Origin of the sequence: Larkinella sp. VNQ87, assembly GCF_049445795.1 — a bacterium.
In the GTDB taxonomy this organism is placed as follows: Bacteria; Bacteroidota; Bacteroidia; order Cytophagales; family Spirosomataceae; genus Larkinella.
Genome location: NZ_JBMSDT010000024.1, coordinates 41,191 through 65,963 on the forward strand (window position 1 = coordinate 41,191; position 24,773 = coordinate 65,963).

The following is a 24,773-nucleotide window of genomic DNA, read 5'->3' on the forward strand; positions in this document are numbered from 1 at the left end:
TGTGAAATTAGATAGGTTCAAAAGTTTGTAAAAATACTAAATGGTATCTGGTTAGAAAAATTTCGTTTAGACTACGGCTTGTGGAATATTGTTTGGTCAATGCTTTTCAAGAAAAAAATCATATTCTATCCCTGGAATTTAACTTGTGCTTGTCGGTTGCTTAAAAAAGGATCTCTTTTTTAAATCTGCCACAACGAATGGGCAAGAAACTGCGTCTTTATGGATGTAACATTATTTTTCAATTGGTATACATTGAATAAAGCCTCTTCGACGTTAACTATGTTGAAAAATAACTATATTGAACGTTGAATTCCCCAAAACGGGCTGTAGCTGGCCATTCCTAGTCCATTTATTACCCAGTGACCTGTAGATGAGAAAACATTTTACCTTATTTAGCTTCTGGTGTGTACTCCTTATCCTGACGGGAAGTTTGGCCTTTGGGCAGGCTCGCCGGGTGACGGGGCGGGTAACCGCAGTGCAGGACGGCTCCACCATCCCCGGTGTAAACGTCGTGGTCAAAGGAACCACCATCGGGGTAAGCACCGATGCCGATGGGAATTACACCATCAATGTCCCCGACGACCGCAATGTGCTGACGTTTTCGTCCATTGGCCTGGTAGCCCAGGATGTCACCATCGACCGGCGCTCCGTCATCAACATTCAGATGGCCGAGTCTGTCAACGAACTGGCCCAGGTGGTCGTTACGGGCTATAACTCCGTTCAGAAGAAGGATATTACCGGTTCGATGGTTTCGGTAACCAGCGAACGGTTTAAAGAAATACCAGTCACGAGCTTCGACCAGGCGCTGCAAGGCCAGGCTGCGGGTGTCCTCGTCACGCAGTCGTCCGGAACACCCGGGGGCGGCATTACGGTCCGGGTCCGGGGAAGCACGTCCATTACGGCCAGCAACCGCCCGTTGTTCATTGTCGATGGCGTACCGGTGGAGGACGAACGGCTATCGGGCCGGGACTTCGGCGGTCAGAACGACAACGCTTTCTCGTTGCTGAACCCCAACGACATTGAATCCATCCAGGTCCTGAAAGATGCTTCCGCCAAAGCCATTTACGGTTCGCGGGCGGCCAATGGCGTGGTACTGATTACGACCAAAAAAGGAAAAGCCAATCAGAAAACGACCTTTGTGGCCGATGTCCAGCGGGGAATGACCGAAATCGTCAGACGCCCGGATCTGTTGAACTCGACCGAACTCCTTGAACTGCAACGCGAAGCCGTCATCAATGCCGGTCAGAATCCGGACAAACTGGGTTTGATCAAAGGCGTTACCGACGGCGTGAATACCGACTGGGTCGACGCGGTTTTGCGGAAAGGGCTCTACCAGCAATACCAGCTCTCGGCTTCGGGCGGAAACGAAAAAACGCATTTTTACCTCAGTGGCAGCTACCGCGACGAAGAAGGCATTCAACTCAACAACCGATTTACCCGGATGTCGGGCAAGCTCAGCTTTGATCATAAAGCCAATTCGGCCCTGTCATTCGGAACCGACCTGACCCTCTCGCGGGTGCTGAACAAGCGGGTGAAAGGGGACAACTTTCTGGACGGCGTGTATTCTGGTGCCGTGAAATCCCTGCCTTTTTATGCCCCTTACAACGAACAGGGGCAACTTTACGGCCCCAGTGACCCCAACTACGCCGGTTTTCCAAACTTTAACCCGGTTGCGCAGGCGCTTCTGCCCCGGTTCGATACCTATACGATCAAGATGCTGGGCGGTTTGTGGGCCGAATATGAACTGTTGCAAAACCTCCGGTTTCGGTCGAAAGTCAGCGTCGATTACAACCAGGTGACGGAAGACCAGTTCGAGTCGTCGGCCACGGCCATCGGCGGGTATCTGGAAAGTGTCGGCGGACAGGGTTACGGTGTGTTCAGCACCGCCAACCTCAGCACGTTCATTAATACCAACACGCTGACCTACAATTTTCTGCTGAACGAAAAACATCGGTTCAATGCCCTGGCCGGACTGGAAATTTTGCAACGGAGAGAGCGCAGCAGCAGCGTTCAGGGGCGGTTATTTCCGAGTGACGATTTTACCTACATCACCTCCGCCGGGATTGTGGACAACGGAAGCTCAGGCTACCTCCAGAGCGGGTTGATCTCGACGTTCGGCGAATTTCGGTATGATTACGACGACCGGTACCTGGCCACGGTGACGGCCCGTTACGACGGCTCCTCCCGGTTTGGAAAGGACCGACAATTTGGCTTATTCCCCTCCGTATCGGTGGGCTGGCGGATTTCACAGGAAAAATTCATGGAGCCGCTCCGGTTTGTGAACGACCTGAAACTGCGGGCCAGTTTTGGGTATACCGGCAACGAGCGAATTGGGGATTACCAGTTTCTGGGAACCTGGGCCGCCGTCACCTACAGTGGCGCTTCCGGGTTGGGGCCCGATGCCCTGGCCAACCCGTTGCTGCAATGGGAGCGAACCCGCGAGGCCAATCTGGGGTTGGACGCCAATCTGTTCAACGGACGGCTGAATGTGTCGCTGGATGTTTACGATAACCTGACCGACCGGCTCCTGTTCGCCCAGCCGATTCCGGCGACCACCGGTTTTGGTACGGTGCAGGGCAATATTGGAAAAATCTCCAACCGGGGAATCGAATTGATGGTTTCGACGGTCAATATCGACCGGGGCGGTTTTCGCTGGAACACCGACCTGAACCTTTCGCACAACCGCAATGAAGTGGTTGAGCTTGCCAACGATGGACCGCTGTTTCGGGGTTACACGGCCAATGGGGTCGGTAGTACAAACGTCGTGTTGCAGGGGCATCCACTGGGCTCATTCTGGGGCTTGAAGTTCCTGGGCGTCGACCCGGCCACGGGCGATGCCATTTATGATGACCTCAACGGGGATGGCCGAATCTCCCCCGACGACGGACAGGTCATCGGGAATGCCCAGCCCAAGCTGTTTGGCGGCTTGAACAACCGGATTTCCTACAAAGGATTTGACCTGACGGTGTTTTTACAAGGCTCATACGGCAATAAAATGCTGAACTTCACGAGTGTCAGCACGATCAATACGGGGGCCGATCTCCAGACAAACCAGTCGCGGAAAGCGCTCGAACGCTGGCAAAAACCGGGTGACATTACCAGTGTACCGCGCTATGTGTACCAGGATAGCTACAATAATTACCACAGCAGCCGGTTTCTGGAAGACGGTTCGTATCTGCGGTTGAAAAACCTGACTCTGGGCTACAATTTGCCTAAAAAGTACGTCGAACGCTTCCGGATCGTGTCGGGAGCCCGTATCTATGCGTCGGCCACCAACCTCTGGACCTGGACCCGGTACAGCGGTCCCGATCCGGAGGTTAGCACGCTGGATGGGTCGACCACGGCCCAGGGCATCGACTTTTTCACCATTCCTCAGTACAAAACCATGATGGTGGGTATCTCTCTAAACCTATGATCCGTTTCATTCGCTATACAGCTATTCTGGCACTCGCCTGGCTGGCCTCCTGTACACCGGTTCTGGAACCCCAACCGGTTGACTTGCTGGTCGATAACCTGGTGTTGAACGAACCCGCCGACGTAGAACCCGCTCGTATCGGCGCTTACAGTGCCCTGCGGAGCATGTCGGCCCAGACCATGATGGCCGGAGATTTTACGTCCGATTACATCCGGCACAACGGTACCTTTACCGACGAACGGGAATTCGGTACCAAACAGATTACGGCTTCCAACGGCGTGGTGGCTTCGCTCTGGAGCAACTTATACCGCACGGTGTATGTGGCTAATTTTATCCTCGAACGGTTGCCGGAGGTGAGCGGGGTCCCCAAGCCACCCGGCGGCAGGTGCTGGCTGAAATGCGGTTTTTGCGCGGATATGCCTACTTTATCGGGGCGCACACCTACGGCGATCTTCCCAAAGTGACTTCGACCGATCAGGAAACGAACCGCAACATTCCGAAGTCGCCGAAAGCCGAGATTCTGGCTCTGGTGCTGGAAGACTGGACGGCCGCTGAAAAAGACCTGGCGACAATCGAAGCCGGATCGACGGCGACGGTGGTGAACGGTACCTACGCCAACAAAATTTCGGCCCAGGCCATGTTGGCCCGGTATTATCTCTACCAGAAAAACTGGGCCCAGGCTGAGCAGTTTGCCACGCAGGTCATCAACGCGAACGTCTACGTCCTGGAGCCAAATTTCATCGATGTGATCAGCAAAGACTTCATCAAGGAGTCGATTCTGGAGGTCGGTTATGCGCTGTCGGATGATCCGGGAACGAGTAATTTCTCGTTGACCAACCTGTATGTAGGCCGTCGGGAAGTGATTCCGTCCGACCAGGTCGTCATTTCCCTGCAATCGACCGAAGCCGGAACCCGCAATGCCACCATCACCTTTGATGCCGATGACCTCGATGGCGACGACAACGGCTGGACAGTGCGGAAATATGGCACCGCCGATGCTGATAATAACAACGTCGTGCTGATGCGGCTGGCCGAGATGTATCTGATCCGGGCCGAAGCCCGGGCGCAGCAAAACAAACTGACGGGGGCCAACGGGGCCATCGCCGACCTGAACGTGCTGCGCGCCAGGGCCAAAGCCCCGAATCTGGTTGCCACGAACCAGGCGGAAGTCTTGCTGGCCGTCGAGCGGGAGCGGGTGTATGAACTGGCGTTTGAAGGGCACCGCTGGTTCGATCTGATCCGGACTGGGCGGGCGCAAACGGTCATGTCGGCCTTCACGCCCAACTGGAACAGCCGGTACGAACGCTGGCCGATTCCGCAGGGCGAAATTCAGCGGAACCCGGCTTTGAAAGACGCGCAGAATCCGGGATACTGAAAGGAGTTAAGACGGGGCCGCCCGTGCGGTTAAAAATTAAGAGTGAAGAGTTATGACGGGTTGGCCGGGCAGGAGTTGGCCGGGCGTGGCCAGTTGAATTAAGAGAACCATGAGAAACTATCGATACTTACTGGTTGCGCTGAGCGCTCTGTTGATGGGCTGGGTGGTGGTCGCCTGCGAGGAGCAGGACCGCGACCGGTCCTTTGAAGGGCCTTATTTTGTGCGGTTTACTGACTCATCGCTGACCTACAAGGAAAGTTACAACCAGACGATTGCGGTTCGGGTCCATAATGTGGGGCCGCAGTTGAGTGAGCCGATTACGGTGCGGTATGCGATTTCAGGGAACGCCCGGGAAGGAAAGGACTACGCAATTGAAGGAACCAGGGGAACCGTCACGATTCCGGCTAACCAGAGTTTCGGCGAAATTAAAGTCAAACTGATCAACAACGCCAACAACATCCTGGAGTCGCAGAACATCGTCTTCACCCTGACGGATGTACAGCCCGCTTCGTTGCGGATCGGACTGGGCAGTGCCGGTTTACTGGGCCGAAGTCTGACGTTCACGATTCAGGATGACTGCCTGCTGAGTGGCACCTACACCGGCTCCATCCGTCTGAGCAACCAGTCCTATTCCGTGCAGGACATTCCGATCATCAGCAACGATTGCAAAACGTACACCGTGACCAACTGGAACATTGGCTTATTCAGTTTTGAAGCCATCAAAGCCCAATTGACGTTTGTCGACAACGGCGACAACTCGCTGACTATTCCGGTGCAGTCAAGCCCGGAACTGGCTCCCCCGCGGGACACCATCAGCGGAACTGGGTCTTGGAACCCCCAAAACCGCCAGATTTCGCTGAACGTTCGGTTGAAGATTCGGCCCGATGGGGCTACCCGGGATAGCATCCTGACGCTACCGCTGACCTATACTCCGCAATGACCGGTTCAAGCGGTTTTAGGGTGAAGTTTTACGTTGTTTGGTTTAATTAAATGCACGGACTTCAGTCCGTGGGTACGCAATGAAAGCCTTGTTCCGATTGTTTATGCTGGCCGTGACGCTACCGGCCCTGTTCGCGGGATGTTCAGAAAAAGTGGAACCCACACCCCTGACCTACAGCCAGATTCTGACCGGCACCGAAAAGAAAGCGTGGCGGATGGTGTCCTACCAGATCTTCGATAACGGGAAATCCGATGGGGTCCAGAATGCACAGAACTTGTTTGCCCCCTGCGAAGCCGACGACCAGTACGTTTTTTACGCCAACGGCGAACATAAGTTTGAGTACACCAACGGGCCCTCGAAGTGCGATACCAGCGAACCCGATGTGATTTTCGAAGACAGTTGGACGCTCATCAACGGCAATGCCACCCTGGAATTTGTGATCCCGGTTTTGGGTGGCAAATTTCCCTGGACCATTCGCAACCTGACCGAAAATTCGCTGACGGTAGAATACTTCTTCCCGGATATTGAGGCCAGTTATCGGTTTACGTTTAATTCGACCACCCGGTAAGAGCGGATTCAGCGGGTTGTGCTGAAGAAGAAGACAAAGAAACCGCTCGTTTGCTACTGTAAATTGTCATGTATTTATGTTGAAACGGATACTTTTTTCGCTGGGCGCTCTAACGTTTTTGCTGGGTTCGTTGCGAGCGCAGTCGATCCCGGTCTGGCAACAACTGGCCAGCCAACCCGCCCGCGAACAATGCGCTACCATGCAGATGGACAGCGCCTTGCGGATCAAATACCCCGAAATGGGCAGCCGGGCGACTTTTGAAAAAACGCTTCAGGAGCGCATCGAGCAAATTCAGAAACTCGAACGGACGGGCCGACTGGCCGATGCGGTTTTGACGATTCCGGTAGTCGTCCACGTCGTTCACGCCGGAGAGGGGGTCGGAACGGGCCGGAACATCAGTGCCGCCCAGGTGCAGGCGCAGCTCGAAACCCTGAATGAAGACTTCCGGCGGAAACCGGGAACGCGCGGGTTTAACGAAGATTCACGCGGGGCCGACATCGAGCTTGAATTCTGTCTGGCGGCTATCAATCCGTCGGGTGCCACGATGGGTGAGCGGGGCATCAACCGGGTGAACGGAGCCGCCAACTTCGGCAAATCCACCTGGACCAGAAACGACATCGAGGGCGTTTTGAAGCCCAATACCTACTGGGATCCCGAAAAATACTTCAACATCTGGGTCGTCGATTTTGCCGCTACCGACGACCGACTGCTCGGATACGCCCAGTTTCCGAGCCAGTCAACCCTGCCCGGTTTGTCGCCGAACATGGGAGCCGGAAGCACCGACGGCGTCGTCGTCCGGTACCAGTCGTTCGGGAACGCCGAAAAGGGCAACTTCCCCGTCATGCAGGCACCCTACAACCTGGGCCGGACCCTGACGCATGAAGTAGGCCACTGGCTGGGATTATACCACATCTGGGGCGATGCCAACTGCGGAAACGATTACGTGGATGACACGCCCACGCAGGCCTCCGAAAGCCGGGGTTGTCAGAAGGGTCGGACGAGTTGCGGTAGTACCAACATGGTGGAAAACTACATGGACTATTCCGACGACGGTTGTTTCAATATTTTTACGCGGGGGCAGAAAACCCGGATGCGGGCGGTGATGCAGTTTGCGGTTCGGCGGGCCAACCTGGTCAACTCCAACGTCTGCGGAACCGTTGTTGCCACCCGACCGACTTCCAACTTCCGGGCCGAAAACCTCCAGGTGCTACTGGGCGGTCAAGTGCGGTTTACCGACCTTTCGACCAATTTCCCGACCACCTGGCAATGGACCTTCGAGGGCGGCACGCCGGCCACCTCCAACGAGCAAAACCCGGTCGTGACGTACGCACAGCCGGGTAAATTCAGGGTAACGCTGGTGACTTCGAACAGCGCGGGAACTTCCGCACCGGTCGTGCGGGACAGCTACATTGAAGTTTTGAACGTGGGTTTATGTGCCGATCAAACCAACTTCAACGGCACGCGAACGATCCTGCGGCAACCGGGTGGCACGGGGTATGTGGCCGGGCAGAATAGCCGGAAAACCCGGGCGGTTTCTGAGCTATTCAGCAATTCGTTGAGTTACAACAACATGCATGCGGCTTTGCTGCGTTTCGTCGTGGCTAAAGCCGCCCGTGGAGCGGCCACCGAGTCGGTAGTCACCGTGACGGTCTGGAACGCACGGGGCTTCCAGAACGGGCCGGGGGCGGTTTTGGAGACAAAAGATGTACCACTTCGGACGATTCTGGAAGATGTCGCCAACAACCGGGCCACAACCGTCGTCTTTGATCGCAATGTACCGCTGAGCGGCTTGCCGTTCCACATCGGGATCGAGCTGACCTACGCGGCCGGGGACACCGTTGCGCTGGCGACGACGCGAAACGGCGAATCCACGAACAGTACTTCCTGGGAACAGAATGAAAAAGGCGAGTGGGAGCGGTACAAGATTCGGCAGGGGCTGGATGTCTCCCACGAGATTACGGCCCGCGTCGGCATGAAACCGTCGGTCCAACTGACCGCTTCGTCGCAGTTTGTGTTGCCCGGCGAAGCCGTGACGCTGAACGCCCGGGGTGCCAGCATTTTTAGCTGGACCGGCCAAAACCTGAGCAGTACGCTGGGGGCACAGGTGGTGGCCCGCCCGACCCAGACGACCTCCTACACCGTGACCGGTTCCGGGCTGGATTTGTGCAACAACACGGCCACGGCCCGGATTTTTGTGCAGCCCGGTTCGATCACCGGAGTGCCGACGACCCTGCCCGATCAGTCGCTGACCGTGACGCCCAACCCGAGCGACGGCCTGGCGAAACTCGCCTTCCGCAACCCCTCACGGGGCGTGTTGACCCTCTCGGTGCGGAACATCGCCGGGGTGGAGGTGCTGAAACAGCAGTTTCAGAAAACCGACGATGCCTTCGAGCGAAGTCTGGACCTCCGAACGATGCCGGGCGGTTTGTACCTCGTGGAGGTCAGGATCGGCGAGCAGGTGGTGAGGAAAAAGGTGGTGAAGCAGTGAATGTTTTTTTCAGAAATGAATTTTATACTTCTATCTTATCACGTTCCCGCATGATTTCAGCTAAAAAATCCTTTACCGAGATGGTAAAGGATTTTTTAGAAGTAAATATTTCTTCATCAAAAGAGATTTTATTCATAAAGGAAGGGAACATCCCTCCATCCATTCTATAGGTGCTGTAATGGACAGTGAGGTGATCATCCTTTCTTCTCACTTTCAAAGCCCCGACATATTGGTCAGAAAAGTCAATCGGTAATAGTGCAGTTGATTCATTAGAAAGGGCTTCTACGGATTTTTCCCAGTTAGTCAGCAGGTCATTTAAGACAATTTTTACTTTTCTTTCATCTTCCTCTTCGGGTAGTATTCCACTGTCTAAGGCAAAATAGTACGTATCGTTATATTGCTCTATATCAAGCTCTGGAAAATTCACATAGAGGTCATCGTGGAAAAGTTGTTCTCCTGTGCTTATAATAGAAATTGTCATATTTTTAACTTATTGGTGTAAGCTGTCATAGAATCTGGTATAAATGGAGTAATTTAAATTTTTGTCAAAATATAAACCTCAATTTATTTAAGTACAATATCTTGAACATGTCGTTTATCCAATTTAAAGTTTATTAACGGAATAATAAACTGGCTCATTAAAGAGTACATATTACATTTATCTTAAATATACTTTGATTGGCAAATTGTACAAAATTTGCCAATCAAAGTATAAAAAATTGCTTTGACTCTTTATACCTATCTGTTCTTCATTAGATTATTTTGTTGGGAAGGCAGATATCAAGACTGATGAATTGGGTTGGGTTGCAATTAAGAGCTTTCTCAATTGGGTATGAGTTCCTGCACTTCCACCCTCCCAACCAATTACTCTATTCATGTCCACAGTATAGTTATAACTACCCGTAGATGAAATAGAGGGTGTTATTTTGTCTCTTTGCACAATTTCCCAGGCCTCATCAACTAGAGAAAGCACTTCTTTAGGGTCCCCATTAAATACACCATGTAAACCACCTTCTTTTTCTAAATCATCGGTCATATGACGGAGGACATGGGTTAATCTGAAGTCTCTATATTTTCCTCTGCCTAATACTTTAAATATTAAACCACTTCTTGAAACAAAATTACCATCAACTGCATCAAATTTTAAAACATTTCTGGCCCATTTACCACCTGTAGCAGCCCAGCCGCCAATAGGTAGCATAGCTGAAAAGCTTAATGCAGCGCTAGTTTTATCTCCTTCCAGAATATAAACCCCACCGTTAATAGCATCTGCAACTTCGCCAGCACCAGGAATGAGGCCAAAAGCATCTAAGACAAAATGCAAATTCCCACTTTGTACATTATAGTATGCCTCCAGGAAACATTGAGCTTTACTCCATTTAGGATTTTTAATATGCAGTACATACATTTCTCGCGCGATCTGCTTGATCATCAACAATCCAAGCATAGGGGGCATGAAAGGGGGCTGATCAAGATCATCCAGGCTAAAAAGCCCAAAATCATGACGGAGAATATTGTAAACCTGAGCGTTTTGCTCAACATCTATTGAGGTTCCCGGCCGGTTTATGTAAGGTTCATTTGTATAGGGTACATAACCGGTCTCAGAGCCGTTGGTCCCACCTGGCGTACCCCCACTAATCGGAGGAGTGCCAGAACCTGATCCAGACCCCGAACCAGAGCCTGATCCCGAACCAGAGCCTGATCCCGAACCGGAACCAGAGCCACCAGTGCTTTTAACGCATGAATATCTAATTACCTTTCCATTTCCATCAATATAGTACCAACAGTCTCCAATGTAGATTTGGTAAAAAGCAGCAGACCAGCCACCACTTGGATCTGTATATGGACTTTTGACTAGTGGATATAATCGACAAGCAGGAACTAATTGTAAACCTTGTCCTGGAAATTCCCAGAATAACTGGGCTTGGGCTCCACCTGAGTATTCAACAAAGTCCATCCTAATATCATACTTTTGGCCTGCATTAAGATAGATACTTCCTTGTCGCCAGGTTGGAGGATGCCCATTCCAATCATCAATGAGTAATTGCCCGTTTATCCATAGGCGAGTACCGTCGTCATTGTTTGTTTTGAATATGTAGTTCCCACTGACAGGAGCTTCAAGTTGTCCAATCCATTGCACAGAAAAACCATCAGCATTGATGTCAGCGACATTTGGAGCCCCTCCCCATTGAAAATTGATTCCTGCATCATCACGTATCAAAACGGGTATTCCCGTCAAATCTGTGTTGTTATAATATGACCCAGTTAATCCACTCCCTGAACCGCATCCATTATTGGGTTGAGGATTTGGCGTTCCTGATCCACTTCCACTCCCCGCACACTGAATAGTTTTTGGCCCGTTGGCAAGAGTAAAGGTACTGCCCTGCACCCGCAAGGTGATCGATTGGTTTTGTCCATTCTTGATGGTTGCGGGGGGCGCATAGTTAAAACCGTGTTGGCCGTTGCCTTTCCCGGCATTCTGCAAGTCCTGCCGGAATTCGCCCGCTACAAAACTGCTGATCACCTGATTATTGGCCAGCAGTTCAACCGTTAGGGGCGTGTTCGGATTGTTGCGGTCATACACCCACCCCCACAGGTTGCCGCAATCGGCTCCATCGAAATGACCTTCGTAATTGCCGTTCGACGGATTGCTGGTCGGCTGCTGCGGAGTCGTCGACGTCGGATTGGTGGGCTGGGTTGGCGTACCGCCCGAAGACCCCGAACCGGCGCAGGTTAGGGTGCGGCTACTGTTGGGCAGGATGTAGTTGCTGCCTTGTACCCGCAGGCTCAGGTTCTGGCTCTGTCCATTCTTGATCGATGCCGGAGGGGCAAAATTAAACCCGTGTTGCCCGTTGCCTTTCCCGGCGTTCTGCAAATCCTGCCGGAACTCCGCGGCTGAGAAACTCGTGATGACTTGTCCATTCGCCAACAATTCAACCGTAATCGGCGCGTTCGGGTTATTGCGGTCATAGACCCAGCCCCAGAGGTTGCCGCAATCGGCCCCGTCGAAATGCCCTTCGTAATTACCGTTGGAAGGATTACCCGTTGTGGGAGCAGGAGTGGTAGGGGCTGGGCTTGTACCCCCCTGGCTTTCCAAACAAATAGCGTTAAAACAGATGTACCCACCGGCTGCTCCGCTGCTAATACCGATGGTATTGGTTCCCGCTCGCAAGCGAACCGTGCCGATTGACTTATTTTGATATGAACCAGTCTGCGGGAAAGTAACGGTGCGCGGATCGCCATTGATCCGGATCAGCCCATCCACATTTTTCTCCGGGGACCGATAAGAAATAGTCAGCGAATAATCTCCTTCGGTCGCGACCGAAATCGTCTGGTTCCGGATTTCGGATTGGTTGCCCGAACAAGTCTCGCCAAACGAAGTACAGCTACTTTCGCGGGCCGACCGGTTACGGACAAGTTCGGGAGAGTTGATCACCTGTAGTGCCAGACGGGCTTTGTCAACAAACAGGCTGCTGGCATCGGCGTTGGCGTGGCTGCGGAGAAGCCGGAAGGTTAGGTCGGTTCCGGGTCGGGTAAAGTAGCCCGTTACGGTAAACGAAACGGACGGTTTCGCGGGGGATAACTCAGTAGTTACCAAATCGGCGTAGTCGCCCCCCGTCCGAACGAATCCGTCCGGCACGAGCAGCTTCAGGCGGAAAGCGTTGGAACCGGCAACCGTGTACAGGAGGGCGGGCGAAAGGCTGAGATACTGAGCGGTAATGGTCAGTTCGACCGGTTGGCCGAGCGACACGGTTTTTTGGCTGGCCCAGAGGCTGAAGCGGATCGGGTCGTTAGCGGGTCGCCATTTGGAAGAAAACCGGGGTGTGGCCGGTTTAGGCGCCCCAGTCGGATGTGTCTTCGATGACTTTAAAATGGCTTTCTCGTTCAACGGAAAGACCCAGGCTGATGTCAGCAACAGGACGACCAGCAAGGCTACAATTCGGCTTGTAACTTTGTGTTGTAAAGTTGGTAACATATGAATAAAGTTTTGTTTAAGCCGCAATTATAAGACAACGATGAGGCAAAAAGCAACCTTAAAACCGAAAAATTTTATTTGTTTTTTTATATAAAAAACCGGTAACATTATATAATGTTACCGGTTTTTCCTTATCAGAAAACTGAGAGTTAGCGCTTCTGGAGAAGAGTTTTAAATAGTTGTAAAAGAGTTATGCAAGAGGTATACAGAATATCTAACTGGGGCACATACTGAGAGCAAGTGTTGGGTGAATAGGAGCAGGGTCTGCGGTTTAGGCTATTTTACAGATTGGATATAAAAAATTTTATCAGAAATTAACTGGACAGGTAGGACACTGCGGGTAGATGGCTTTTGGTGGTTGAGACGGATGAAATCGCTATTCTACTCCTATGTTTTAACTTCTTTCCGCTATGAATCGCAAAATTCTGATCGTCACCGGTGATGGTGGCGAAAGTTACGAAACCCTCTACGCCGTCCACCGCTTTCAGGAAGAAGGCGACCGGGCGGTGATTGCCGCCCCCAGCAAACGCCGGCTTAACCTGGTCATGCACGATTTTGAACCCGGTTGGGACACCTATATCGAACGGCCCGGTTATTGCCTGGCTTCCGACCTGACTATTGACGAGGTCGTCGTGGCCGACTATGACGCCATCCTGCTGCTGGGTGGCCGTGCGCCCGAATACCTGCGCAACCATGCCGCGCTGCTGGAAGTCGTCCGCGCGTTCGACCGGCAGGGGAAATGGGTCTTTGCCATCTGCCACGGCATCCAGATTCTGGTCACCGCCGGATTGGCCAACAACCGAACGCTCACCGCGTACGAACACGTGCGGGCCGAAATTGAGATGGGCGGGGGTACGTATTCGACCCAGGAGGCCGTCCGCGACCGCAATATCGTAACCGCCCAGACCTGGCAGTCGCACCCTGACTTCTACCGCGAGGTCTTTGCCTGCCTCAAATAAGCAGAACCGGTGGAAGAGTAGGAACTGGATCGGTCTGGCTCAAAACCGTATGTTACCCGGCACTTGCTCCGTTTAGACGGTTCCTGCCGCAGCGAAGTCATCGTCGCTTTTTTTTCGGTAAATTCAGGTCTAAATTCGCAGGTTTTTTTTCAGACCCGCAACAACCGAAAATGTTCCGAATTCCCACACCCACCTTTTCCCCGCTGGCGCAATCGTTCGAGGGCGATTTGTACTACGACGATTCGGCTGAACACCAAGCCATGCGGCTGCTGTATGCCACGGATGCTTCGGTGTACCAGGAAAAACCGCTGGCCGTTGCCATCCCGAAAACCGTCGAAGACATCAAGCGCCTGGTGCGGTTTGCCCGCCAGAACCGTACCTCGCTGATTCCGCGCGCGGCCGGAACTTCGCTGGCCGGGCAGGTGGTCGGGCGGGGCATTGTGGCCGACTGCTCCAAGTACTTTTCTAATGTGCTGGAAATCAACGCAGGTGAGCAATGGGTGCGGGTTCAGCCGGGCGTGATCCGGGATGATCTGAACGCAGTGTTAAAACCGCACGGGCTGATGTTCGGCCCCGAAACCTCGACGGCCAGCCGGGCAATGATCGGCGGAATGATCGGCAATAACTCCTGCGGGTTGCACTCCATTGTCTGGGGCGATACCCGGCGTCATCTGCTCGAAGTGAAAGCGATCCTGGGCGACGGGGCTGAGGTGACATTCCGGAGCCTGAGCCGCGATGAGTTTGAGGCTAAATGCCGGGGAGAAAACGTGGTGAGTCCGCTCGAACAACGGCTTTACCAGCAAATCCAAAACATGCTGAGCAGCCCGGCCAGCCAGCGGCAGATTCGGGTCGGTTTTCCGAAACCGACCATCACGCGCCGGAATACCGGCTATGCCCTCGACGAACTGCTGCCGTTTTTCGAACAGCCAAACGACCCGAATCAGCGGTTTAATTTCTGCCAACTCATTGCCGGATCGGAAGGGACGCTCTGTTTTATCACAGAAGCCAAACTGAACCTGTTGCCGCTGCCGCCGAAAAAAAGCGCCCTGGTGTGTGCGCATTTCGCTACGATTCGCCAGTCGCTGGAGGCCAACCTGATTGCGCTCGACCACCAGTGTTCAGCCTCCGAACTGGTCGATGATTACATTTTGCAACTGACCAAAGGCAACATTGAACAGGCCAAAAACCGGGATTTTGTGGTCGGCGACCCCAAAGCCGTGCTGATGATCGAGTTTTTTGCCGACACGCCGGAAGCCGTTACGCAGCAAGCCGAACAACTCATCGCAGCCTTGCAACGGGCCGGACTGGGCTATGCGTACCCGATTCTCTACGGCGAGGAAGCCACCAAAGCCTGGAGTTTGCGCAAGGCCGGGTTGAGCATCATGTATAACATTCCGGGCGACCACAAACCGGCGAATGTCATTGAAGACTGCGCCGTGGATGTCCGGGATTTGCCCGATTACATCGATGAACTGGATCACATGGCCGCCGAACGGCATGGCCTGACGCTCGAATATTCTGCTCACGCTGGGGCGGGTGAACTGCACGTGTTGCCGCTGATCAACCTGAAATCCCGCGAAGGACGTCAGCAGTTCCGCGATTTGCTGGCCGATACGGCGGCTTTGGTCAAAAAATACGGCGGTTCGCTTTCCGGGGAGCACGGTGATGGCCGGTTGCGCGGGGAGTTCATTCCGTTCATGATCGGGGAGGACAATTTTAAACGAGTGCAGGACATCAAACAGACCTGGGATGCACACGGCATTTTCAATCCCGGCAAGATTGTCGATACCCCGGCCATGAACGCCTTTCTGCGGTATGCGCCGGATCAGCAGTCGATTCAAATCGACACGATTTTTGATTTTTCGGCGGAAGAAAACATCCTGAATCTGGCCGAAAAATGCAGTGGTTCGGGCGATTGCCGCAAAACCGAGGTGACGGGCGGAACGATGTGCCCGAGCTACATGGCGACCCGCCGGGAGCGCGACACCACCCGGGCGCGGGCCAACATCCTGCGGCAGTTTCTGACCCATTCCGAGAAAGCCAACCGCTTCGACCACGACGAGATCAAGGAAGTGATGGATTTGTGCCTTTCCTGCAAAGGCTGCAAGTCGGAATGCCCGTCGAGCGTGGACATCAGCCGGATGAAAGCCGAGTTTTTACAGCATTATTACGACGCCAACGGAACTCCGTTGCGCTCGCGGCTGGTCGGTAACTTCACCAAATTGATGTCGCTGGCGAGCCTGGCTCCCTGGGCTTACAACGCCATTTACGAGACCCCGGCGCTCCGGCGCATTGCCAACCGCATGGCCGGTTTTCATCCCGAGCGGACCATGCCCGAACTGGGCAAAACCACCCTGCGGCAGTGGGCGAAGGGCGCGGGGCGCGGGGCAGAGGGCATGGGGCATGGGGCAGAGAATACGGTAACGGGGAAAAACCCCTCTGCCCAAACCGTCTACCTGTTCTGCGACGAGTTTACGAATTACAACGACGTGGAGGTGGGGATAAAAACCGTTCAGTTGCTGGAGCGGCTGGGCTACACGGTGATCATCCCGGAACACCTTGAAAGTGGCCGGACGTATCTGTCGAAAGGTTTGGTGCGGGATGCGCAGCGAATTGCAACGGAGAATGTGATCCGGTTGAAAGAGCTCATTACCGACGAAACGCCATTGATCGGAATTGAGCCCTCGGCGATCCTCGGTTTTCGAGACGAATACCCCGATCTGGTTCCGGCTGAGCTGAAAGCCGATGCCCAGCACCTGGCAAAAAATACCTTGCTCGTCGACGAGTTCATTGCGCGGGAAATTGACCGGGGAAGGATTCAGAAAACCGCTTTTACGACGGAAAAGCGACTGATTAAACTGCACGGGCATTGTCACCAGAAAGCGCTGTCGTCGCTGGTGCCAACCAAAAAGATGTTGTCGTTGCCCGAAAACTACGAGGTGCACCTGATTCCGTCGGGCTGCTGCGGGATGGCGGGTTCGTTTGGCTACGAAAAAGAACACTACGAACTGTCGATGCAGGTGGGTGAACTGGTGCTGTTCCCGACGGTTCGTCAGCAACCGGCTGAGGTGATCATTGCGGCTCCGGGGACGAGTTGCCGCCACCAGATCAAGGACGGGACCGGCCGCGTGGCCCGGCATCCGGCCGAAATTCTGTTTGATGCCCTGGTTTAGTCAAAAAAATGTATTGGTTGATTCGGTTATACCCCACCCCAACCTCCCCCGTAGGGAGGGGTTGGGGTGGGGTTGTCATGGTCCGGTACAAAACCTAATTAGTCAATTCAAAAAAACACTACGGATTTATTCAATGCATTCGTACTGGTAGGAATACTGAATCGATTGTTCTGCCGAATCGTTGGGAATGGAAATCTGAATCTGACGGGTCGAGCGCAGGGGGTTGAAATGTCCGTCGTATTCTGTACTGAACCGGTTGGCTTCCTGCCGGACAACGGTGCCGTTGGAGTCGGTCACCTGGTGTGTAAAAGACCGGCAATCAAACCGTTGCAGGTAGCGGGCCGCATTCGAGTCGGTCTGGTTGGTCAGGGCCAGCAAGGCCAACACAATGGGCTGGCTGGCATCGTAAAAAGGCGAGTGGTTGGCAGCATCCTGCTCAAAGGTAAATTCTTCTTCGCTGCGGGAACCGTCCCGGTATCCGTTCTGCACACTTTCCGAAACGAGGTCTTCGGCCTGGTAGGCCACTTCCCGGTAGGAAAACTGAAAGGTTCGGCTGGCAATAAAGGAGTTGGTGGGCAGCATCACCCGCGTTTCCACGATCTTTACCAGCCGCTCGGCCCGGTCATTGGACGCGTAGTGCAGGGAAAAAACCGTGCGTTCCTTGTTATCGACCAGGTAAGACGCCTTGATGATGCGCTCAAATTCGTCGTATTCCAGGCTCAGGACAATCGACTGGTCACTGGTATACGCCGAAGCTACCTTGCCGCCCGCGTAGTTGAAGCGAAAAGACAAAGTGCGATTGGCCGTCTGATCGGTATAGCCGATCAGTTTACCGTTTTGATACTGGAACATTTGCCGGCTAACCTCCTGTTGCTGTTGGGATTGTACAAGCTCTGTGACTAAACAAACCTGATCCGTCGGTGTCGGGTTGTCGAGTGTACAGGCCACCAGCATGAGCGCCATCCATCCATAGCCAAACCATTTTTTCATACGCAAGGCGGCCTAAGCAACAACTGAACGGCCAAAATACGAACTATTTGCCAAAATGTCGTAGATTCGACGGGCGGCATGATCTGTGAAATGATGACTTTAACCCAGCAGCGACATCAGTTACTCGAGAAATTAAAAGCGATCGACCACCCGGAAGCGATCCGGAAATACTTTGGGTTGTTGAAGGAGTTGATCGAAATGGTGAATCTGCCCAATGGCGATGCCCGGCTGGCATTCGTCGTCGACCGTGAGCGCCGGGCGGTTTCGGCTTACATCAATTTTTTTCTGGCGCTCCGTCTTTCCCGGCCCCGACAGGGTGAGATCGAGTTCTGGCTGACGGTCAAGAAAGGGTGCCGCGAGCGCATTGAGCCCATCGGCGGTGTGGATGTGATTCCGTTGACGGAAAAATCAGACTACATTTCCATCGTGGTTGGGCAATCGTCGGATCATCTGCTGAACCATCCGATTCTGCGAAAATGCTGGGAGGATTGTTTGATGGAATTGCTGGTGACCACCAAACGCGGTCCCCACACGGCCACGCATAACCCGCTGATTTACCAGGCCGCCGACGATGAAGCGATCCGGGGTGAAATCATGACCGCCATTTTCCGGCCCGAACGCGAAACTGACGCCTGGAGTGGTGTGGAGGAAGAACCGGAAGTTTATCAGAAAACCGTCCCGTCCCGTCCCGCCCTTCCATCGAACTGCATTTTGTATGGTCCCCCCGGCACCGGTAAATCCTTTGAAGCGCAACAGCTCTGTAAATCCTTTGATACCGAGTGGGTGACGTTTCATCCGTCGTTCGGATACGAAGAGTTTGTGGAAGGCATCCGGCCCGAAACCCGAAACAACCAGCTCAATTACAAGGTAGCGAAGGGCATTTTCTACAAGGCCTGCCTGGCCGCCTTGCAAAAGGCCGGTTACACGACCCTAGCCGATTGCCTAAACGATTCGGTCGAAAACCGGCAGCAGAAAATCGCGCGGGCTGACGGTTACGTGCTGATCATTGATGAAATCAACCGGGCCAACATTTCCAAGGTGTTTGGTGAACTGATCACGCTCATTGAGCCCGATAAACGCTTGGGCGCGGCCAACGAACTATGGCTGACGTTGCCGTATTCGCAGGAACGGTTTGGGGTTCCGGCCAATTTGTACGTGCTGGGAACGATGAATACCGCCGACCGTTCGATTGCTTTGCTGGACATTGCGCTGCGTCGTCGGTTTCATTTTCGGGAGGTTTTGCCCGAACCCGGTTTGCTCGCCCGGGTCGATGGGGTGGATTTGGCCGAACTTCTTCGTGTCATCAACGAACGAATTGAATACCTTTACGATCGCGATCACCAGATCGGTCATGCGTACCTGATGAATGTTCAGTCGCACGAAGAGCTGTGTGATGCGTTCTGTGACCGAATCATTCCGTTGTTGCAGGAGTATTTTTACGGCGACTGGCGAAAAATTCAACTGGTGCTGGGCGACAATCCGGCCTGGGGAAAAGCGCCGGAACAAAAGCTGATCCGGGTGAAAAAACAATACCGACCAGCCCTGACCAAAGAAGTGTTCGGCGAAGAACCGGATGATCTGGCAGAGGTTGTCACGTACGAGATAAACCCGCATCTGCTCCGGCGAGACTATGAACAGGTGCCGAAAGAAGCATTTATTTCTATTTATCATAAACCTTAATCGTATCCACGGACTTTAGTCCGTGAGAGTTAATATTATCATCTAGATTGTACTAACTCCAAAACACGGACTGAAGTCCGTGGGTACGGCAACAGTATGAAAGCTCTGGTCCTAACTGATTACAAACACTTTGAATTGCAAGACTTGCCTCGCCCCAAACCCGGACCGACCGATGTGCTGGTGCGGGTTCAGGCCGTTGGCATTTGCGGCAGCGACGTTCACGGCATGGACGGGAGCAGCGGCCGCCGGATTCCGCCCATTGTGATGGGCCACGAAGCCTCCGGAATCATCGCCGAAGTGGGCGAAAACGTAAAAAACTGGCACACCGGCGACCGTGTTACGTTCGATTCGACGGTGTACGCGCTCGACGACTGGTACAGCCGTCGGGGCATGTACAACCTCAGCGACGGTCGCGAGGTACTGGGCGTTTCCACCCCCGATTTCCGGCGGCAGGGCGCGTTTGCTGAATACGTTATCGTTCCTCAACACATTTTATATCAGATTCCCGACAACGTCAGCTTTACCCAGGCGGCTTTGGTCGAGCCCGTGGCGGTGGCATTGCACGCGCTGAGCCTGACGCCGGTTCAGGTCAATGATTCGGCTGCTGTCGTGGGAGCAGGGATGATCGGCTTATTCGTCATTCAGGCGCTGAAACTGGCCGGGTGCAGCCCGATTATCGCTGTCGATCTGGATGACGACCGACTCGCTTTAGCCCGGAAGCTCGGTGCTGACGTGACCATCAACGCCAGTCGGCAGGATGTTACGGCGGAGGTGCAGGCACGGACACAGGGACGTGGGGCGGATGTGTCGTTCGAGGTAGTCGGGATTGCGCCCACCGTCAAAACCGCCGTCGACTGCGTTCGGAAAGGGGCGACAGTGACGCTGGTGGGCAATCTGGCCAAATCGGTCGATATCTCGTTGCAGGCCATCGTGACGCGGCAGTTGCGGTTGCAGGGTTCGTGCGCCATCAATGGCGAATACGAAGCCGCGCTGAGTTTGATTTCGTCCGGAAAAATCAATGTCGAAGCCATCCTGAGCGCCGAAGTGCCGCTGGCCGAAGGAGCGAGTTGGTTTCAGCGGTTATACGAGAAAGAAAAAGGGCTGATCAAGGTGGTGTTGAAGCCCTGACCCGTAGCGGATTATTGTGCCCCCACTTCGTTGTTCGTTATGCAATATTCGGTGTTCGTTATTTGAAATAGCGAATCTTGATTAACGAATAGCGAAGGGAGGGAAGGAGCTATCATTCGAGCGCAAGCCAGCCTATTTATTACTAATTTTGACAAACTAATTTCCGATGGAAGATTTGTTAAAACGGATTACCAGTAATCCGAAGGTTAGTCTGGGGAAGCCGACCATTCGAAATATGCGGTTTACGGTAGCCCACATGCTGGAATTGTTAGCGGCTGGGATGACCGAAGAGGAAATTCTGCAAGACTATCCTTATATTGAAAAAGCGGATATTCAGGCCTGCTTGTTGTATGCGTCGCGTGTGGCCAATGCGAATGCCATTACGGTCTTTACGACGGCTGCCTGATGACAGGTAATCTCAGGTTTCTGGTGGATACGCAACTTCCGCCAATACTCGCTGCTTTCCTTTGCCGAAAAGGCTTTGATGCAATTCATACAACCTTCTTCTCTGAAGGCTACTTATTAGAAGATGAGCAGATTAGCCAGATAGCAATCGAGCACAATCGCATTATCATTACAAAAGATAATGACTTCTCAATGCATTATTTTTTGAAAGGGGCACCACCGAAAGTACTCCATTTAGCAGTGGGAAATATCCGCAATCGGGATTTAATAGACTGGTTGGATACGGTACTCATTGCAATTGTATCTTCTTTTGAATCCGGCTCAGACATGATTGAAATTAATTCAAAAGAAATGATAAGCTATTAATATGCCTAAAACCCTCAACATTGCCCTCGTTGGCCCCGGAAAGGTGGCCCATCTTCATGCGAAAGCGACTCTGCAAACGCCCGATACTCAACTTGTTGCCATTTATGGCCGGAATCACCAGCGCGCCGAAGCGTTCGCCAATCAATACGGGATTGCGGCCTATTCGGACATTTACGACATGGTCGACCGTGAGAATGTGGACATCTGTATCGTGTGCACACCCCACCCGGCCCACCGCGCAGTTGCCGTAGCGGCCCTGGAAGCCGGAGCACATGTGCTGGTCGAAAAACCGCTGGCATCGTCGCTGGAAGACTGCGATGCGATGATGGAAGCCGCCCGGAAAGCGAACCGGCAACTGGCAACGGTCAGCCAGCGCCGGTTTTATGAACCCTGCCTGCGGATGCGGCAGGCCATCGACGCCGGGAAGATCGGAAAACCGGCACTGGGAGTAGCCCAGTTGCTCGGCTGGCGGAGTGAGGAATACTACCGGAGCGATCCGTGGCGTGGTTCGTGGCAGCACGAGGGCGGGGGCGTTCTGGTCAACCAGGCTCCGCATCAGCTCGATTTGCTGCTCTGGTACATGGGTGAAATGGAAGAGGTGTACGGTGTCTGGGCCAACCTGAACCACCCTTACATCGAGGTCGACGACTCGGCGGTGGCTATCATCCGGTTTAAAAACGGCGGGATTGGCAACGTCATCGTCAGCAATTCGCAGAAACCGGGACTGTACGGCAAGGTGCATATTCACGGCCAAAACGGCGCTTCGATTGGCGTGCAGACCGACGGTGGCTCCATGTTCATTGCCGGTATGACCGGGATTCAGGATTCGCCCTACAACGATGTATGGTCGGTACCGGACGAAGCTGAGATGCAGCCAATCTGGAAAGCCGAAGACGATCAGGCCTTTAGCAGTGTCGATTCGTCAACCTACTACTTCTCGCAGCAACTGGCGGATTTTGCCCAGGCAATCCGCGACGGACGAAAACCGCTCGTGACGGCGCAGGATGGCCGGAACGTGGTCGCCTTGTTCCAGGCTATCTACGAATCGACGCGCACGAACCGTCCCGTTCGATTGGGTTGAGCGGGCGGACTCAACAAAAACCGGTGAGTTTCCGTTTTGGAGGTAACTCATCGGATTATGAAACAACTGACTCGACTTGTTTACCTCCTCGGTATGATGGTCCTGGCCGACGGGTGCCGCAAAACGCCCGTCGGCAGTTCCCAAGCGATGGAACGAATGACCACCGACCTGAGCAGTAAGCGCCGTCAGGGCGTCGACTTCACCGCCCACGGCGCAACTCCCACCTGGCTGCTCGACATCGATTTTACCAAAGCCATTCGTTTTCAGACCCCAACGGGCACTTTGCTGACCGCAGCCGTTCCGAAAGCCCAGCGCGTTGCGGGTGGAAACGGTCTTTTATTCGACGCCGAGCTAATCGCTGAGCCCACCGAATCAAGTCGGCGCTCAGCCAGTAATCGCCCGGTTTCGGCTAATCGACGCAGCGGACGCCTGAAAGTGATCATCAACCCCGTGGTCTGCCGGGATGCGCGGTCGGGCCAGAGCTACGCATACGGCGTCACGGTCGAAGCCAACGGCCAGCGCTACAGCGGTTGCGGCTCCTTTCTGAACGGCATGGCGCGGCTAACCAGCCAGTGGGTGCTGGAAACCTACCGGGGCCAGCGGCTGCACGCCGAGCAGTTTGTGAACCGGCAAATTCCGACCCTCGACCTGGACATGAAAGCAAAACGGTTACAGGGCTTTACGGGTTGCAATCCCATGCAGGGCCAGGTGCAGGCCGACGGGGATAACATCCGGTTTGAAGCCGCCCCGACCACTCGCCGGGCCTGTCCGTACAATTTCGAATCCGGTTTTCTGACAACCCTCCAGAGCGTGACACTCTACCGCATCAGCAACAACCGGCTGACGCTCCTGGCCGATGGCAAGTACGTCATGTCATTCCGGAAAGTGGCTAAAAAGAACCGCAAACTGCGGGGTTGAGCGGGCAGTAAGTTGGGCGGTGTCCCGTTTGTGATTTGCCCGAAATCGCTTATCTTTCGCTTTTGAGTTCTTTATCGAAGCGGTTTCCTTCCTTTTTCTTCTGTCGCTCATGCTTGTCAAAACCGTCCTGGTTGTATTCCGGAACTGGCCGCTCCGCACGGTCGAAATCAACCAGTTTCGGGGGTATCTGAACGAACAACTCGCCTGGCAGGACGATTTCTTTCATAACCATACCTCCGAACCCGGGGGCGTCATCTACCGGTATCCGCGCATTCACTACCGGAGCTTCCGGGGGCGGGCCACCTTGTTCGGCATTCAGGAAGGGTACGATGCGATTGATGCCCTGATCCGGACACAGGTCGACCGCCAGCCCGACCGCTTCGGGGCCGTCGAACGGCTGGAGCAACGGACCAACCTACGGCTGGACGACAGCCTGCACACTTATACCCTGCACCAGTGGATGGGCCTCAACACGATCAAAAACCGGGATGGTTCGGTAACGGACCTGATGGCCATTTGGCAGGATCTGCCCGATGAAGCCCGGCGATGGCAACTGCTCGAACGGTCGCTGACGGCGCAGTTGCTGAAATTCTGCGGAGAAATGGGCGTGCGTCTTCCCCGTGGTGAGTTGTGCGTGCAGATTCGGGCGGTGGGCGATGCCGGGCGGCACCGGTTACGCAGCCAGACGGGCCAACCGCCGTTTCAGGCTTTCGATGTCCGGTACGAAAGCAACCTCGTGTTGCCTGATTACGTGGCTTTCGGGAAAGGCGTAAGCAAAGGCTTCGGCTGGCAAACCGGGCACTGAACCAGGGCCACAGCCAACTCGCTGCATGTATTTTGATTGATCAAAAAGCCCCGAAACGATCCGTTACGCTGCTCGTTTCGGGGCTTTTTGCTTTTCCTCTTTTCTCCGTCAGACTGGTACTTCAACCTCATGGAAGGACTTCGAAAAGCAGTAAAGCAGATGTCTCAATCTCTTCTCCGTCAGACTGATACTTCAACCGAGTTGGTCGAGATTGGCGACTATTCCTACTATGTCTCAATCTCTTCTCCGTCAGACTGGTACTTCAACATCCCCAAGAATCGCAAAAATTATTGCCATAATGTCTCAATCTCTTCTCCGTCAGACTGGTACTTCAACGTCGGCGGGTCGCTGAAAGTCGGCGAGTGGCTGAGTCTCAATCTCTTCTCCGTCAGACTGGTACTTCAACCGCAAGCTGACGTACTCGGTCGATCAGTACAATGTCTCAATCTCTTCTCCGTCAGACTGGTACTTCAACTTAGGTGTTTTTGTCGTACTGGCAGTTATTT

The 24,773-nt window shown here is 53.7% G+C and carries 18 protein-coding genes and 1 CRISPR repeat array; of the genes, 15 read left to right on the forward strand and 3 right to left on the reverse strand.

Annotation, left to right across the window (positions count from 1 at the left end; all coding sequences use genetic code 11):
• Positions 1-370: 370 nt before the first annotated feature.
• From ACO2Q8_RS28425 to ACO2Q8_RS28450, 6 genes are all read left to right on the forward strand, one after another.
• Positions 371-3,415 carry a SusC/RagA family TonB-linked outer membrane protein gene (locus ACO2Q8_RS28425; RefSeq protein WP_423348294.1) on the forward strand — a complete coding sequence of 1,015 codons (3,045 nt, stop codon included), beginning with the start codon at positions 371-373 and terminating at the stop codon, positions 3,413-3,415.
• Positions 3,412-3,879, forward strand: a complete 468-nt coding sequence (locus ACO2Q8_RS28430) for a hypothetical protein (RefSeq protein ID WP_423348295.1) — start codon at positions 3,412-3,414, stop codon at positions 3,877-3,879. The genes ACO2Q8_RS28425 and ACO2Q8_RS28430 overlap by 4 nt, the downstream gene beginning before the upstream one ends.
• A complete protein-coding gene (locus tag ACO2Q8_RS28435; protein WP_423348296.1) occupies positions 3,801-4,790 on the forward strand; it encodes a RagB/SusD family nutrient uptake outer membrane protein in 990 nt (329 codons plus the stop codon). Before ACO2Q8_RS28430 ends, ACO2Q8_RS28435 begins: the two co-directional genes overlap by 79 nt.
• 109 nt (positions 4,791-4,899) lie before the next feature.
• Positions 4,900-5,730, forward strand: a complete 831-nt coding sequence (locus ACO2Q8_RS28440) for a hypothetical protein (RefSeq protein WP_423348297.1) — start codon at positions 4,900-4,902, stop codon at positions 5,728-5,730.
• 79 nt (positions 5,731-5,809) lie between these two features.
• Positions 5,810-6,298: a hypothetical protein gene (locus tag ACO2Q8_RS28445; RefSeq protein ID WP_423348298.1), complete on the forward strand. Its 489-nt coding sequence runs from the start codon at positions 5,810-5,812 to the stop codon at positions 6,296-6,298.
• A gap of 76 nt (positions 6,299-6,374) precedes the next feature.
• On the forward strand, positions 6,375-8,786 hold the full coding sequence (locus ACO2Q8_RS28450; protein WP_423348299.1) for a M43 family zinc metalloprotease: 2,412 nt from the start codon (positions 6,375-6,377) through the stop codon (positions 8,784-8,786).
• Positions 8,787-8,808: 22 nt separating this feature from the next.
• Here ACO2Q8_RS28450 and ACO2Q8_RS28455 read toward each other — a convergent pair whose 3' ends face one another.
• Together ACO2Q8_RS28455 and ACO2Q8_RS28460 are read right to left on the reverse strand one after the other, a co-directional pair.
• Entirely contained in the window at positions 8,809-9,267 is a 459-nt protein-coding gene (locus ACO2Q8_RS28455) for a hypothetical protein (protein WP_423348300.1), read from the reverse strand.
• Positions 9,268-9,543: 276 nt separating this feature from the next.
• Positions 9,544-12,537: a PA14 domain-containing protein gene (locus ACO2Q8_RS28460; RefSeq protein WP_423348301.1), complete on the reverse strand. Its 2,994-nt coding sequence runs from the start codon at positions 12,535-12,537 to the stop codon at positions 9,544-9,546.
• Between the two features lie 635 nt (positions 12,538-13,172).
• Here ACO2Q8_RS28460 and ACO2Q8_RS28465 point away from each other — a divergent pair.
• Positions 13,173-13,721 carry a DJ-1/PfpI family protein gene (locus ACO2Q8_RS28465; protein ID WP_423348302.1) on the forward strand — a complete coding sequence of 183 codons (549 nt, stop codon included), beginning with the start codon at positions 13,173-13,175 and terminating at the stop codon, positions 13,719-13,721.
• Positions 13,722-13,891: 170 nt separating this feature from the next.
• Positions 13,892-16,894 carry an FAD-binding and (Fe-S)-binding domain-containing protein gene (locus tag ACO2Q8_RS28470; RefSeq protein WP_423348303.1) on the forward strand — a complete coding sequence of 1,001 codons (3,003 nt, stop codon included), beginning with the start codon at positions 13,892-13,894 and terminating at the stop codon, positions 16,892-16,894.
• 126 nt (positions 16,895-17,020) lie between these two features.
• On the opposite strand, the gene ACO2Q8_RS28475 is transcribed toward ACO2Q8_RS28470, so the two are convergent.
• Positions 17,021-17,884, reverse strand: a complete 864-nt coding sequence (locus ACO2Q8_RS28475) for a hypothetical protein (RefSeq protein ID WP_423348304.1) — start codon at positions 17,882-17,884, stop codon at positions 17,021-17,023.
• Positions 17,885-17,974: 90 nt separating this feature from the next.
• On the opposite strand from ACO2Q8_RS28475, the gene ACO2Q8_RS28480 reads away from it, so the two are divergent.
• The 7 genes from ACO2Q8_RS28480 to ACO2Q8_RS28510 all read left to right on the forward strand — a co-directional run bounded on the left by ACO2Q8_RS28480 (position 17,975) and on the right by ACO2Q8_RS28510 (position 24,267).
• On the forward strand, positions 17,975-19,564 hold the full coding sequence (locus ACO2Q8_RS28480; RefSeq protein WP_423348305.1) for an McrB family protein: 1,590 nt from the start codon (positions 17,975-17,977) through the stop codon (positions 19,562-19,564).
• Between the two features lie 96 nt (positions 19,565-19,660).
• Positions 19,661-20,692 carry a galactitol-1-phosphate 5-dehydrogenase gene (locus tag ACO2Q8_RS28485; protein ID WP_423348306.1) on the forward strand — a complete coding sequence of 344 codons (1,032 nt, stop codon included), beginning with the start codon at positions 19,661-19,663 and terminating at the stop codon, positions 20,690-20,692.
• A 166-nt stretch (positions 20,693-20,858) separates the two neighbouring features.
• Positions 20,859-21,098, forward strand: a complete 240-nt coding sequence (locus ACO2Q8_RS28490) for a DUF433 domain-containing protein (RefSeq protein ID WP_423348307.1) — start codon at positions 20,859-20,861, stop codon at positions 21,096-21,098.
• Positions 21,098-21,463 carry a DUF5615 family PIN-like protein gene (locus ACO2Q8_RS28495; RefSeq protein ID WP_423348308.1) on the forward strand — a complete coding sequence of 122 codons (366 nt, stop codon included), beginning with the start codon at positions 21,098-21,100 and terminating at the stop codon, positions 21,461-21,463. Before ACO2Q8_RS28490 ends, ACO2Q8_RS28495 begins: the two co-directional genes overlap by 1 nt.
• A 1-nt stretch (position 21,464) precedes the next feature.
• Positions 21,465-22,544 (forward strand): Gfo/Idh/MocA family protein, encoded by a 1,080-nt coding sequence (locus ACO2Q8_RS28500; protein WP_423348309.1) that lies wholly within the window; start codon positions 21,465-21,467, stop codon positions 22,542-22,544.
• 57 nt (positions 22,545-22,601) lie between these two features.
• On the forward strand, positions 22,602-23,462 hold the full coding sequence (locus ACO2Q8_RS28505; protein ID WP_423348310.1) for an META domain-containing protein: 861 nt from the start codon (positions 22,602-22,604) through the stop codon (positions 23,460-23,462).
• 109 nt (positions 23,463-23,571) lie between these two features.
• On the forward strand, positions 23,572-24,267 hold the full coding sequence (locus ACO2Q8_RS28510; protein WP_423348311.1) for a CRISPR-associated endonuclease Cas6: 696 nt from the start codon (positions 23,572-23,574) through the stop codon (positions 24,265-24,267).
• Between the two features lie 90 nt (positions 24,268-24,357).
• Positions 24,358-24,742: direct repeats of the CRISPR family, unit length 36 nt; unit sequence GTCTCAATCTCTTCTCCGTCAGACTGGTACTTCAAC.
• Positions 24,743-24,773: the final 31 nt, after the last annotated feature.

Bases quoted from the DNA above. Each gene is read 5' to 3' on its own strand.
- ACO2Q8_RS28480 (WP_423348305.1), top strand. From the start codon at position 17,975: ATGATGACTTTAACCCAGCAGCGACATCAGTTACTCGAGAAATTAAAA.
- ACO2Q8_RS28445 (WP_423348298.1), top strand. From the start codon at position 5,810: ATGAAAGCCTTGTTCCGATTGTTTATGCTGGCCGTGACGCTACCGGCC.
- ACO2Q8_RS28470 (WP_423348303.1), top strand. From the start codon at position 13,892: ATGTTCCGAATTCCCACACCCACCTTTTCCCCGCTGGCGCAATCGTTC.
- ACO2Q8_RS28430 (WP_423348295.1), top strand. From the start codon at position 3,412: ATGATCCGTTTCATTCGCTATACAGCTATTCTGGCACTCGCCTGGCTG.
- ACO2Q8_RS28450 (WP_423348299.1), top strand. From the start codon at position 6,375: ATGTTGAAACGGATACTTTTTTCGCTGGGCGCTCTAACGTTTTTGCTG.
- ACO2Q8_RS28495 (WP_423348308.1), top strand. From the start codon at position 21,098: ATGACAGGTAATCTCAGGTTTCTGGTGGATACGCAACTTCCGCCAATA.
- ACO2Q8_RS28510 (WP_423348311.1), top strand. From the start codon at position 23,572: ATGCTTGTCAAAACCGTCCTGGTTGTATTCCGGAACTGGCCGCTCCGC.
- ACO2Q8_RS28425 (WP_423348294.1), top strand. From the start codon at position 371: ATGAGAAAACATTTTACCTTATTTAGCTTCTGGTGTGTACTCCTTATC.
- ACO2Q8_RS28465 (WP_423348302.1), top strand. From the start codon at position 13,173: ATGAATCGCAAAATTCTGATCGTCACCGGTGATGGTGGCGAAAGTTAC.
- ACO2Q8_RS28475 (WP_423348304.1), bottom strand. From the start codon at position 17,884: ATGAAAAAATGGTTTGGCTATGGATGGATGGCGCTCATGCTGGTGGCC.
- ACO2Q8_RS28505 (WP_423348310.1), top strand. From the start codon at position 22,602: ATGAAACAACTGACTCGACTTGTTTACCTCCTCGGTATGATGGTCCTG.
- ACO2Q8_RS28490 (WP_423348307.1), top strand. From the start codon at position 20,859: ATGGAAGATTTGTTAAAACGGATTACCAGTAATCCGAAGGTTAGTCTG.
- ACO2Q8_RS28485 (WP_423348306.1), top strand. From the start codon at position 19,661: ATGAAAGCTCTGGTCCTAACTGATTACAAACACTTTGAATTGCAAGAC.
- ACO2Q8_RS28455 (WP_423348300.1), bottom strand. From the start codon at position 9,267: ATGACAATTTCTATTATAAGCACAGGAGAACAACTTTTCCACGATGAC.
- ACO2Q8_RS28500 (WP_423348309.1), top strand. From the start codon at position 21,465: ATGCCTAAAACCCTCAACATTGCCCTCGTTGGCCCCGGAAAGGTGGCC.
- ACO2Q8_RS28440 (WP_423348297.1), top strand. From the start codon at position 4,900: ATGAGAAACTATCGATACTTACTGGTTGCGCTGAGCGCTCTGTTGATG.